The sequence below is a fragment of the Halomonas sp. 3H genome (assembly GCF_024206005.1).
Classification (GTDB): domain Bacteria; phylum Pseudomonadota; class Gammaproteobacteria; order Pseudomonadales; family Halomonadaceae; genus Halomonas; species Halomonas campaniensis.
The window spans coordinates 2,866,281-2,879,709 of record NZ_CP100360.1; the positions used below are offsets into that span (position 1 = coordinate 2,866,281).

4 protein-coding genes are annotated in these 13,429 nt (G+C 69.7%); 1 reads left to right on the forward strand and 3 read right to left on the reverse strand.

The features are described 5' to 3' along the window. Window positions 1-283 precede the first annotated feature (283 nt). The gene (locus NFC98_RS13330; RefSeq protein ID WP_254275417.1) at window positions 284-9,013 is read left to right on the forward strand and encodes a glucoamylase family protein; all 8,730 of its coding nucleotides are present in this window, start codon (window positions 284-286) and stop codon (window positions 9,011-9,013) included. A gap of 32 nt (window positions 9,014-9,045) precedes the next feature. Here NFC98_RS13330 and NFC98_RS13335 read toward each other — a convergent pair whose 3' ends face one another. The 3 genes from NFC98_RS13335 to NFC98_RS13345 form a co-directional block, all read right to left on the reverse strand. Beyond that, window positions 9,046-11,028: a diguanylate cyclase gene (locus NFC98_RS13335; RefSeq protein WP_254275418.1), complete on the reverse strand. Its 1,983-nt coding sequence runs from the start codon at window positions 11,026-11,028 to the stop codon at window positions 9,046-9,048. Between the two features lie 90 nt (window positions 11,029-11,118). Next, window positions 11,119-11,853 carry a helix-turn-helix domain-containing protein gene (locus NFC98_RS13340; RefSeq protein ID WP_254275419.1) on the reverse strand — a complete coding sequence of 245 codons (735 nt, stop codon included), beginning with the start codon at window positions 11,851-11,853 and terminating at the stop codon, window positions 11,119-11,121. Window positions 11,854-12,093: 240 nt separating this feature from the next. Beyond that, window positions 12,094-13,149: a porin gene (locus NFC98_RS13345; RefSeq protein ID WP_254275420.1), complete on the reverse strand. Its 1,056-nt coding sequence runs from the start codon at window positions 13,147-13,149 to the stop codon at window positions 12,094-12,096. Window positions 13,150-13,429 lie beyond the last annotated feature (280 nt).

Genomic DNA, 13,429 nt, shown 5'->3' on the forward strand with positions numbered 1-13,429 from the left:
AGTATCCAATGGTCATCAGACCCACCGACATCGCTCTGGATTTCGGTCGCCGATGACGAATGGAGTTTCTATGAAAAATATCTTATGGGTCATCGGGGCCGTGGTGATCATGCTGGCCGTTCTGTCGGTCCTGGGCTGACCCAGGGCGCTCGCCTTGACTCTCTTCACCGCCTGCCGCCAGCGGCTCAATCACCTCGGACAATGGCGCCTCGCCAGACGCCCCTCGGCGTCCCACGGCGAGACCGCCGCTCCGCCCCGCGCGGAGTTGTTCAGTGCCGCCCAGATGGAAGCGCACGGCGAGTGGCTGGCCAAGAGCCATCAACTCGCCACCGGCTACGCGCCCGACCTGCTGCTGCCCCGCCTGCGCGACAACGAACAGGCCCTGGTCGGCAGCTGCAACCGGTTGACCACCGCCGTGGCCGAGGAGCAGCGCATTGCGCCAGCGGGCGAGGGGCTGCTGGACAACTTTCACCTGCTCGAGGAGCAGATGCTGACCGCCAAGCGGCACCTGCCGCCTGGCTACAGCAAGGCGCTTCCGAGGCTCCTGGCCGGCCCCTCCGCGGGGCGACCGCGGGTCTACGACATCGCCATGGAAGCCATCGCCCACAGCGACGGCCATCTGGCCTTCGACAGCCTGAGTCGCTTCGTGACCGCCTATCAGCGCCACATCACCCTGACGCTGGGCGAACTGTGGGCCATCCCCATCATGCTTCGCCTGGCGCTGATCGAGAACCTGCGCCAGGTGGCCGACCGTCTCGACGCAGTACTGAGCGAACGCCAACTGGCCGAGGCCTGGGCTGAGCGCATGGTCGCGACCGCCGAAGGCGACCCCCAGAACCTGATCCTGCAGGTCGCCGACATGGCCCGCTCGAAGCCGCTGATGAGCAGCGAATTCGTGGCCGTGCTGTCGCGACGCCTGAAGGGGCGCGGTCCTGCCCTCTCGCTGCCGCTCTCATGGGTCGAGCAGCGGCTCTCCGACTCGGGCGCCAGTATCGAGCAGCACATCCTGATCGCCAACCAGCAGCAGGCATCCGACCAGGTATCGGTGAGCAACAACATCGGCAGCCTCCGCACCATCGGCGCCATCGACTGGCAGGCGTTCGTGGAGTCGCAAAGCGCCGTCGAGCTCGCCTTGCAGGAGGACCCCGGCGGCATCTACCCGCGCATGGACTTTGCCACCCGCGACCGCTACCGCCATGTGGTGGAAGCCCTGGCCAGCCGATCACCGCTCAGCGAACGCGAGGTGGCGGTCCTCGCCGTGGAACTCGCCGGCTCGCCCCCGCGGGGACATGCCGACCCCGAGCGTGCTCGACACGTCGGCTACTACCTGATCGGCGACGGGCTGGCCGACCTGCGCCGGGAGGCCAGGGTCAGCTGCTCACCGCGGCAGCGCCTGGGCATCGTCCTGCGGCGGCGAGCCCTGCCCCTCTACCTGGGCGGTATCGCGGGCCTCACGCTGCTGATCGGCGCCACCCTGCTGATTGCCGCCGGGTCGCGACTCACTGACCCGGCGCCCCTGGGCTGGATGTTGAGCGTCGCGGTCCTGTCGCTGCTGGTCAGCAGCCAGACCGCGGTATCGCTGGTCAACCGGCTGGCGACACTCATGGTGACACCGCGCACGCTACCGCGCATGGAGGTCAAGGACGGCATCCCCGCGGCGTCTCGGACGCTGGTCGTCACGCCGACCCTGCTGACCGATCCCGCCGGCATCGACTCCCTGCTGGAATCCCTCGAGGTGCGCTTCCTGGCCAACCAGGATGCTCGCCTGCATAGTGCCCTGCTGACCGACTTCGGCGATGCCCAGCAGGCCACGCGACCCGATGACGATGCCCTGCTGGCGCGGGTGCACGACGGCATCACGCGGCTGAACGCAAGCTATGCGGAACACTGGCGCGACCTGGGCGGTGACGGCACGCCATTCTATCTCTTCCACCGTCCGCGCTGCTGGAACGCCCAGGAGCGCTGCTGGATGGGCCATGAGCGCAAGCGCGGCAAGCTCTCCGACCTCAACGCCCTGCTGCGTGGCAGGCCGGAGCCGCAGGGGCGACAGCGCTTCACGCGGGTCGTCGGGGATCTCTCGCCGCTGTCGGACGTCGTCTACGTGATCACGCTGGACAGCGACACCCAGCTCCCCCGCGATGCCGCTCGCCAGCTGGTCAGCGCCATGGCCCATCCGCTCAACCGCCCCCGCCATGCCCCCCTGACGGACCGGGTCATCGATGGCCACGGCATTCTTCAGCCCAGCGTCGCGGCCAGCCTGGAAGGCGCCAACCGCTCGCGCTATGCGCGGCTGTTCGGCGGGGAAGCGGGCATCGACCCGTACACGCGGGCCATCTCCGATCTCTATCAGGACCTGTTCGACGAGGGCTCCTATATCGGCAAGGGCATCTACGATATCGATGCCTTCGAGCGGGCGATCGGCACGCGCTTTCCCGAGAACCTCATCCTCAGCCATGACCTGCTGGAGGGCTGCCATGCCCGCTCCGGGCTGGTCAGCGATATCCTTCTCTATGAGGATCATCCCAGCCACTACCTGGACGACATCCAGCGCCGCCAGCGCTGGATACGCGGCGACTGGCAGCTCACCGGCTGGCTGGGCCGGCATCCCCCCACGGCCGACACCGCGCCGGGCAGCCGGGCCGGCAGCGCCCTGCCCCTGCTGTCCCGCTGGAAGCTGCTGGACAACCTGCGACGCAGCCTCTTCCCCGTCGCGCTGACGGCGCTGCTGCTGGTGGGATGGACCCGGCCCGAGACCGCCTGGGTCTGGACCCTCGGCGCCGTCGCGCTGCTGCTGATACCGATGGTCGGTGACGTCCTGCGCGAGCTGGCGAGCAAGCCCGACGAGCGCCCGCTGGGTCAGCACCTGGCCTGCACGTCACGCGACCTGGTCGGGCGCACGAGCCAGCTCGTCTTCCAGCTCAGCTGCCTGCCCTTCGAGGCCTACATCCATCTGGACGCCATCCTGCGCACCCTGTGGCGCCGGCATGTCAGCCACCGGCGCCTGCTGGAGTGGGTGCCGTCGAGCGCCTGCCGCACGGGCGCTCCACGCGACGACCTCGAGGGCCTGGGTGGCATGCTCGGGCAGATGTGGCCCGCCCCGGCCCTGGCCGGCGGCGTGGCCCTGGTGATGGCCCTGACCCAGCCCATGGCGCTGCTCGCGGCGGCCCCCTTGCTGGTGCTGTGGGGCGTCTCCCCGGGGCTGGCCTGGTGGCTGAGCCGTCCACAGCGGCCGCGTCCATCGCAGCTGAATGCCGAGCAGACCCGGTTTCTTCAGCGCCTGTCCCGACGCACCTGGGCGTACTTCGAAGCGACGATGACCGCAGAGGATCACTGGCTGCCCCCCGACAACGTCCAGGCGTACCGCCAGATCACCGTGGCCCATCGCACCTCGCCGACCAACATCGGGATGGCGCTGCTGGCCAACCTGGCAGCCCATGATTTCGGCTATCTCGGCGCCGCGGGCCTGATCACGCGCAGCGAACAGACCCTCGGTACGCTCGCCATCCTGCCTCGCTACCGCGGTCATTTCTTCAACTGGTACGACACCCAGACCCTGCAGCCGCTGCCCCCGCACTATGTCTCGAGTGTCGACAGCGGCAACCTGTCGGGCCACCTGCTGACCCTGAGCCGGGGCCTGCTCGAGGTGGCGGAGGCGCCGCTCCTGCCAGCGCGCTGCTGGCAAGGGCTGCGCGATACCCTGGCACTGATCGAGGAGTGTGGCGGGAGCGCCGCGAGGATGCCGCTGGAGGCATATCGGCAGGCGCTGGAGTCCCATGCCCCGACGCCTCAGGACAGCCTCGCGACCTGGCACCGGGCGCTGGCCCGGATGACCGAAGCCGGCGCCCGGCTGGTCGAGGCAACGCTGCCGCTCGCCACGGAGGCGGCACCCGGGGCCGGCACCACGCCCCAGTCGCCGCTGCTGGAGGAAGACGCCCACCAGTGGGCGCTCAGCCTGCATCGCCAGACCCAGGCCATGCTCGCCGAGCTCGAGGACCTGGTTCCCTGGCTGGGCCAGCCGGCACGACATGGCGATGCCGACCTCGGCAGGGCCCTGGAGACGCTGCCCCTGCCGACCCTTCGCGAACTCGCCTCCCTCGACAGCCTGCTCGACGAGGTCGCGGCAGCGCCAGCCCGACAGGCCATGGAGGATGACCCGGCGGCTCCGCTGAGCGAGGCGATCGAGCAGATCAAGGGGCGAGCCCAGCGGCGCATCGAGGCGCTCGAGGGACTCGCCGCCCGCTGCGTGGCGTTCGCCCGGGTCGAATATGGCTTCCTGTTCGACCCGACCAAGCACCTGCTCGCCATCGGCTACAACGTCACCGAGGAGCGCCTCGACAGCGGCTACTACGATCTGCTCGCCTCGGAGTCACGGCTCAGCAGCTTCGTGGGCATCGCCCTTGGCCAGCTGCCCAAGGAGAGCTGGTTCAGCCTCGGTCGGCTGCTGACCCGCGCCGGCGGCAAGCCGGTGCTGCTCTCCTGGAGCGGCTCGATGTTCGAATACCTGATGCCGATGCTGGTGATGCCGACCTACCCCAACACGCTGCTCGACCAGACCTGTCGCGCGGCCGTGGCCCGCCAGATCGACTATGGCAATCAGCGCGGCGTGCCCTGGGGGATTTCCGAGTCGGGCTACAACGCCGTGGATGCCCGGCTCAACTATCAGTATCGCGCCTTCGGCGCCCCGGGCCTGGGCCTGAAGCGCGGCCTGGCGGAGGACCTGGTCATCGCCCCCTACGCCTCGGCGATGGCGCTGATGGTGGCGCCGGTCGCGGCCTGCCACAACCTGCAGCGCCTGGCACGGGAGGGGGTCATGGGCAAGTTCGGGCTCTACGAGGCGGTCGACTACAGCCCCTCGCGCCAGCGCCGCGGCTCCCAAAGGACGCTGGTTCGCTCGTTCATGGCCCACCACCAGGGGATGAGCCTGCTGGCCCTGGCCTACCGGCTGCTGGAGCAGCCGATGCAGCGCCGCTTCAGCGCGGATCGGCGCTTCCAGGCCGTGCTGCTGCTGCTGCAGGAGCGAATCCCCCGGGCCAGCCCGCTGTTCACCCACGTGGCGCGCCTGGCCGAAGTGCATACGGAAAGCTACCGCAGCGACCCGCCGATCCGCCTCTTCGACAGCGCCGATACCGCCACCCCGGCGGTGCAGCTGCTCTCCAACGGCCGCTATCACGTCATGGTCACCAATGCCGGTGGCGGCTACAGCCGCTGGCGAGACCTCGCCGTGACCCGCTGGCGGGAGGACCCGACCCGCGACCACCACGGTACCTTCTGCTACCTGCGCGACCTCGAGAGCGGCCATGTCTGGTCCAACGCCCATCAGCCGATGGGCGACTCCGGCAGCCACTATCAGGCGATCTTTGCCGAGGGGCGCGCCGAATACCGTCGACGTGACCGCATCGGCAGCGGCGAGATGGAGACCTACACCGAGATCGCCGTCTCGCCCGAGGATGACATCGAGCTGCGCCGGATTCGCCTGACCAACCACACCGAGCAGCGTCGCGAGCTCGAGGTCACCAGCTATGCGGAGGTGGTCATCGCCCCCGCCGCCACGGATGCCCTGCACCCCGCCTTCAGCAACCTGTTCGTTCAGACCGAGATCCTCGCGCCCCACAGCGCGATCCTCTGCCACCGTCGCCCGCGAACCCCGGAGGAGAGTCCGGCATGGATGTTCCAGCTGCTGATCGTGCGTGACGCCGAAAGCCCGGGGGCCTCCTACGAAACGGATCGGCTGGGGTTCATCGGTCGCTGTCGGGACACCGCGGCCCCGCTGGCCATGGACCGCCCCGGGGAGCTCTCCGGCCAGGCCGGCGCGGTGCTCGACCCCATCGTTGCCATCCGCCGCGCCTTCGGCGTCGAGCCCCACCATGCCGTGACGCTGGACCTGGTGACCGGGATGGCGGCCTCGCGGGCCGACGCCGAGTGCCTGATCGCCAAGTACCAGGATCGCCACCTGGCCGACCGCGTCTTCGAGCTCACCTGGACCCACCGCCAGGTGGTCCTCGAGCAGCTCGATGCCAGCGAGGCCGACGCCCAGCTCCATGCGCGCCTGGCCAGTGCCGTCGTCTATGCGCACCCCGCCCTGCGCGCCGAACCCGCCATCATCGCCGCCAACCGCCGCGGGCAATCGGCGCTGTGGAGCTACGCCATCTCCGGGGACCTGCCCATCGTGCTGCTGCGGGTCGGCAGCAGCGCCAGCCTCGCGCTGGTCCGCCAGCTCGTCCAGGCCCATGCCCACTGGCGCCTGCAGGGCCTCGCCGTGGACCTGGTGATCTGGAACGAGGAGTACGCAGGCTACCGCCAGCAGCTCCAGGAACAGATCCTGGGGCTGATCGCCTCGGGCAGCGGCGCCAGCCATCTCGACCGACCCGGCGGCATCTTCGTGCGCCCGCTGGATCAGATCGCCGGCGAGGATCGCCTGCTGTTTCAGGCGGTGGCCCGCGCCATCATCCTCGACCGCCACGGCAGCCTGGAAGAGCAGCTCGACCAGCGCCAGCGCCAGGATGCCAGGCCGCCCCCGCTTCACGTGACGGACACCCGCCCGCCCGCGTCGAGTCGACCTCCGGTCGCCCCTGAAGGACTGATCCTGAACAACCCGCTGGGCGGATTTCGCGCCGACGGCGGGGAGTACGTCATCCGGGTCGGCCCCGGCCGCCGCACCCCCGCCCCCTGGGTCAACGTGATCGCCAACCCCGACTTCGGCTGCGTGATCTCGGAGAGCGGTGGCAGCTACACCTGGTGGCTCAACGCCCACGAGAACCGTCTGACGCCCTGGCACAACGACCCGGTCAGCGACCCCAGCGGCGAAGCGCTCTACCTGCGCGACGAGGAGAGCGGCCGGGTCTGGTCGCCCACCCCCCTCCCGGTGCGCAGCGACGCCCACTATCTGGTGCGCCACGGCTTCGGCTACAGCGTGTTCGAGTGCCAGCAGGAGGGCATCCAGTCGCAGCTGTGGGTCTACGTGGCGCTGGATGCCAGCATCAAGTTCTCGGTGCTCAAGGTGCACAACCTCTCGGGGCGGGTGCGCCAGCTCTCGGCGACCGGCTACGTCGAATGGGTGCTCGGCGACCTCCCGGCCAGGACGGCCATGCACGTGGCCACCGAGATCGCCCCCGCGAGTGGCGCCCTGCTGGCCCGCAACGTCTTCCATCGCGAACTCGGCGAACAGGTGGCCTTCTTCGATGTCGACGATCCCACGCGCACGCTGAGCGGCGACCGCCAGGAGTTCATCGGTCGCAACCGCAGCCTGCAGCAGCCCGCCGCCCTGCAGCGCAGCCATCTCTCCGGCACGGTCGGCGCCGGTCTCGACCCCTGCGCCGCGCTGCAGGTCAAGCTCACCCTGGCGCCAGACGAGCGCCGGACGGTGATCTTCCGGCTCGGGGTGGGTCGCGATCGTGCCCAGGCCGAGGCACTGATCCAGCGCTATCGGCTGGCAGGATCGGCCGACCAGGCCCTCGAGGCCGTCCAGGCCCACTGGCGGGAGACGCTTGGCGCGCTGCAGATCGAGACACCCGACCCGGCGCTGGACGTGATGGCCAACGGCTGGCTGCTCTACCAGACCCTGGCCTGCCGACTCTGGGCGCGCAGCGGCTACTACCAGTCCGGCGGCGCCTTCGGCTTTCGCGACCAGCTGCAGGACAGCATGGCCCTGGCGCATGCCGCCCCCGAGCGCCTGCGCGACCAGCTGCTGCTGTGCGCCAGTCGCCAGTTCCGCGAGGGGGACGTGCAGCACTGGTGGCACCCCCCCGAGGGTCGCGGCGTGCGGACCCGCTGCTCCGACGACTACCTGTGGCTGCCGCTGGCGCTCTGCCGCTACGTGCGCTTCACCGATGACATCGCCCTGCTCGACGCCCCCGTCCCCTTCCTCGAGGGGCGCGCCGTCGGCGAGGAGGACGAGGCCTACTACGACCTGCCGGGCCATGCCTTCGGCGACGCCAGCCTCTACCAGCATGCCCTGCTGGCGCTGCGCCACGGCCTGCGGTTCGGCGAACACGGCCTGCCACTGATGGGCTCGGGGGACTGGAACGACGGGATGAACCTGGTCGGCATCCAGGGCCGCGGCGAAAGCGTCTGGCTGGGGTTCTTCCTGTGCCGGGTCCTCGAGGAGTTCGCTCGGCTGGCCCGGCGCCACGGGGATCTCGACACGGCCGAGAGCTGCCGGACCACCCTGGGCACGCTGCGCGACAGCCTGGACCGCCACGGCTGGGACGGCGACTGGTATCGCCGCGCCTACTTCGATGATGGCACCCCGCTGGGCACGGCCACGGCCAGCGAATGCCGCATCGACTCGATCTCACAGAGCTGGGCGGTGCTCTCCGGTGCCGGCGAGCCAGCACGCGCCGAGCAGGCGATGGAGGCCGTCTTCACCCACCTGGTGCATCCCGAGCAGCGGCTGGTCCAGCTGCTCTCCCCGCCCTTCGACAAGGCGAGCCCGAGCCCCGGCTATATTCGTGGCTATGTGCCGGGCGTGCGGGAGAACGGCGGCCAGTACACCCATGCCGCGATCTGGGCGGCGATGGCCTATGCCCGCCTCGGCCAGCGCGAGCGCGCCTGGCAGCTGACGGACATGCTCAATCCCATCCAGCATTCGCGCTCGGCCTCCGGCATGGCGCGATACCGGCTGGAGCCCTACGTGATGGCGGCGGACATCTATGCCATGCCGCCCCACGTGGGGCGCGGCGGCTGGAGCTGGTACACCGGCGCGGCGGGATGGATGTATCGCCTGATCAGCGAGTCGCTGCTCGGGCTGCACCGGGCAGGCGACACCCTGACGCTGGCGCCCTGCCTGCCCGCGGACTGGCCCCATGTCCGCCTGCGGTACCGCTTCCACGGCACCACCTACGTCATCACGATCCGCCAGGCGGGTGCCGACAGGCATCACCCGCCGATCACCCGACTCGACGGGGTCCGGCTGCCCGGCCCGGTCATCACGCTATGCGACGATGTCCGGGAGCACCAGGTGGAGATTCACCTCGGCCAAGACCAGAACGCCGACGTCCACGGGCAGTGCCGCTGACACCGGGCGCCCGGCCCGCACGCTGCGGCCGTTCAGTCGCCCCCGAGGGACATCGCCTCGGGGGCCGCCCGGGCCATGACCACCCGGTTGCGGCCCTCCTGCTTGGCCCGATAGCTGGCGCGGTCGGCGCGCTCCATCAGCGCCCGGCCATCCTCGTCCGGCTCATGGAGCGCCACGCCCAGGCTCGCCGAGGTGGTGAAGGTGTGCCCGGCGTAGGCAAAACGCAGCTCGGCCAGGCGGGTGCGCAGGCGCTCGGCGACCTCCCGGACCACCGTCTCCCGGGTGGCACCCAGCAGGATCGCGAACTCGTCGCCGCCCAGGCGGGCCACTGCGTCCTCGTCGCGCACGGCCTCGCGCAGCAGGTCGCTGACCCGCTGCAGCATCTCGTCCCCCGCCGGGTGGCCGGCCGTGTCGTTGACGACCTTGAAGTGGTCGAGGTCGAGCAGGATCAGTGCCAGGGCGGCATCGTCGCGGCGCCGACCGGCCTCGCAGGCCACGGCCAGCCGGCGCTCGAAGCCGCGCCGATTCAGGCAGCCGGTGAGCGGGTCGTGCTCCGCCTCCCAGCGCTGGCGCCGCTCCCGCTCATGGCGTTCGGTGATGTCCTGCACCAGGCCGACGAAGCCCAGCGGCCGGCCGGCCAGGGTGACCCGGCTGGCGTGCACCTCGAGCCACAGCCACTCGCCCCGCGGGCCACGGAAGCGGTAGCGCTGCTTGAGTTCCGCCGCACCGGACAGCGCCCCGCGCCAGCCCTCGACGAAGTCACCGCGGTCGTCCGGATGGACCCGGCGCAGCCAGGCGGCCAGGCGATAGTCCGCCAGCGGCAGGCCCGAGAGCCGCTCCAGCGCCGGGTTGAAGTAGCTGACCTGGCCGCGGGTATCGGCCAGGAACATGCCCAGAGGCGACGACGCCAGCACCGCGCGCAGGAACGCCTCGCGCGCTTCCAGCGAGGTCAGCGCCTCCCGGCGGCGCCCCTCCAGGGTGTTGAAGGCATCGGCCACCTGCGCAAGCTCCACCATGCCGGTCTTGAGCTCGATGCGCGCCAGCTCGCCCCGGCCCACCCGGGCTATCAGCCGCTCCAGGCGATGCAGCGGGCGCAGCCCCAGCCCGAGCAGCCACCAGAGCAGCGGCAGCATCAGCGCCACGGTGCCGGCCCCCACCCAGCGCAGCTCGCGGGCATAGTGCTGAAGCGGCGCCTGGACCTGGGCGAGGGGCAGGAAGACCCCCACTACCCAGTCGGCCGACCACACCTGGCGAAAGGCCATCAAGCCGGGCTCGCCATCGAACAGGCGTCCCTCGCCGCTGCCCTCCCAGCCGAACAGCGCCAGGTCCAGCAGCGGCAGGGAGGCGGCATCGGGCGCCGGCTGCATCACCCGGGCCGGGTCGGGGTGGCTGATCACCCGGCCGTCGGCGGTGGCCAGCACCACGTGGCCCGCCTCGCCCAGGCGGCGCCCACGCAGGTTCAGGTAGGAGGCCCCGTCGCGCAGGCTGGTGTTGCCGCCGAGGATCCCTAGGAACTCGCCCTGCTCGTCCAGCAGCGGCTGGATCACCATCACCTGGTCGATGCCGGTCTCGCCGCCCCGGTAGGGCTCGCTGACGTGGGGGCGCCTAAAGGCCTGCACGTGGCGGAAGTAGTCGCGCTCTCCGATGGCGGGCCCGCCCCGGGGGAAGGGTGGCCAGTCGGCCACCGGCTGGCCCTCGGCGTCGAACACCATCAGCCGGTCGAACAGCGCCAGCAGCGGCTGCTGGGCGCGCAGCCGCGCCTCCAGGTCGGGGTCATCGATGGCCAGATCGTCGGCCAGACGTGCCAGCACCCGCTGGCGCTCGGCGATCTCCCGGGAGAGCTGGTCGGCAATCAGCTGCGCCTCGTACTCCAGGTGCAGCAGGTTCTCGCGCTTGGCGAGGCCGCCGCCGCTGAGATGGCCATAGCCCAACAGGGCCACCACCAGCACCAGCCAGCCCAGGCCGATGCCGACCAGCAGCCGCATGCGCAGCGAGAGGTTTATCCGATGGGGCAAGGGCAGGTTCCCCGTGGCGTTATCATGGCGTTCATCATGCCACGTGCAGGAAATGCCACCAATCACGAAGCATCGACGAACGGGCCCGTGCTAGCGAGGCCCGTTCTCGGCGATGGCCGTGAGTCCCTCAAGCGAGCGCAGGGTCACCTCCCTGCCGGCCATGGCCACCAGCCCCTGGCGCTGGAAGCGGCCCATCACCCGGCTGACCGTCTCCAGCGCCAGGCCAAGGTGGCTGCCGATATCCGCCCGGGACATGGCCAGGTGGAAGCGGTAGCGCGAGCAGCCGCGGGCGTGGAAGCGCTCCGAGAGGCCGAGCAGGAAGCCCGCCAGGCGCTGCTCGGCGGTGCGCCCGGAGAGCAGGCAGACCTGGCGCTGGTCGCCGCGCAGCTCGCGGCCCATGCAGCGATAGAGCGCGCCGCGCAGGGACGGCAGCCGCGTGGCCAGGCGCTCCAGGGGAGCGAAGGGCAGCTCGCAGACGAAGGTGCGCTCCAGGGCCAGCACCGTGGCCGGGCAGCGCGCCTCGCCGATGGCGTCGAGCCCCACCGTCTCGCTGGGCAGGTAGAAGTGCACCACCTGGTCGTAGCGGCCATCCACGTCGATCACCTGCTTGAGGCTGCCGGAGCGCACCACGAACAGGCTGGTGAAGGACTCTCCCTGGCGCACCAGCGCCTCGCCCCGCTTGAGCGGCCGGGGCCGGTCGATGATGGCGTCGAAGGCCTCGAGCTCCTCCAGCGGCAGGCTGCGAGTCAGGCAGGCCCCCTGGAGCGAACAGCCCTCGCACTGCAGTTCGGCCGGACCTGGCCGGCCCTGGCGTACGGTCGTCATGCTTCATCCTTGATGGCTGGCGAATGGGTCGTTGACCCAAGTCAGCTTAGCCCAGGATGCCAGGCAAGGGGGAGGACGGCGTTGGTGGCAGGCCCGCTGCTAACGGGAAACCGCAGCGAGAGCAGGAGAGGAGTCTCGGTCAATCGCCGCGGCCGTGGCCTACAAAGAAAGCCGGCCCCAGAGGGGCCGGCTTCTGTGTGCTGCTTGAACGTGTCGCTGCTTCGAAGGGCAAGATGCCGCTTAGAAGAAGTAGCGAGCGCCGGTCAGCCAGTACATGTCGTCGCCGTCGGCAGTCTCGATACCGGTGTCGCCGCCACCCAGGGTGACGTCAATGGACGGCTGATCAGCCTGCTGCAGCTCCAGGAAGACCTGGAAGGCGCTGGAGACGTTGTAGTAGCCACCCAGTGCCCAGGAGGTGCGGCTCTCGTCGTTGTCCGGGCTGACATCGTAGATGTCGGCGTTGAACGCCCACTGGTTGACGGAGTAGGAAGCACCCAGGCCCCAGATGTCGTAGCCGCCGCCTTCGACGTCGTTGTCGCTGCGAGTCTCGTAGCCCAGACGGCCGCTGAAGCCCGGGATGAACTCGTAGGAGACGGTGGCGCCGTAGAGGATCTCGTCGTTGCCGCCGCCCTCGACGACGTCGTCGACGACACCCAGCGCCAGGCGCAGGTTGTCGATCTCGTACTTCATGGCGCCCTGGGCCGCCACGGTGGAGCCTTCGCTCGGCTCGAGCTCACCGCGGGTGCTGTAGTGCTTGGCCTGCAGGCCGACCTGGAAGCCTTCCAGGTTCGGGGTCATGTAGGCCACGGAGTCGCCGCGGGACTGCTTCGGGTGACCAGCGAACTCCAGGCCGCGATCGATGTAGACATCGAACGGGATGGAGACGAACTGGTTGTAGAAGGAGTCGAAGTTACCGGCCTGAACGGTACCGAAGGTATCGCTGCGCAGGCCCAGGTAGCTCTGGCGGATCTCGGTGAAGCCGGAGTCGGTGTAACGCTCGTCACCGCGGAAACGCCACTCCAGGCGACCGAAGGCGGTCAGGTCGGAGGTGACCTGATGGCTCAGGTTCAGGCCCAGGCGAGAGTAGACGTCGACGAACTCTTCGCCGTTGTCGATCAGCTCGTCAGCATCGTTGTACTCGGGGCCGCCGCCGCGGATGCCCATGGCGATACGGCCGTAGATGTCCAGCTTGGTGCCGTCCTGATCGTAAACGGTAGCGGCCTGGGCGTTGGTGACGGCCATGCCGGAAGCGGCGATGGCACCAGCGATAGCAGTCGCTAACAGTGTCTTTTTCATTTTCAAGGTTCCTTTGACTAGCAGTCTGTTTCGATCGTGTCTGCAGGCCTGCCCGGTGGGGGCGCTGCAGCCGGCATGGCCGGGCATGCTCTTCTTTCCTGGCTGCCGGATTCCCTCGCGGGAAGAAATGGCAGCGGGTGCGGCATGACCTCGGCATCGCCTTGTTATAGTCCAATGCTCGCAAGAGGAACTCTATACCGGGAGTTGGGGGAACGCAACAAGAAAAAACACTGTTTTCCTTCGCCGTGCACCCTTCCCGTGGAACTTTCCCCTGCGTAAA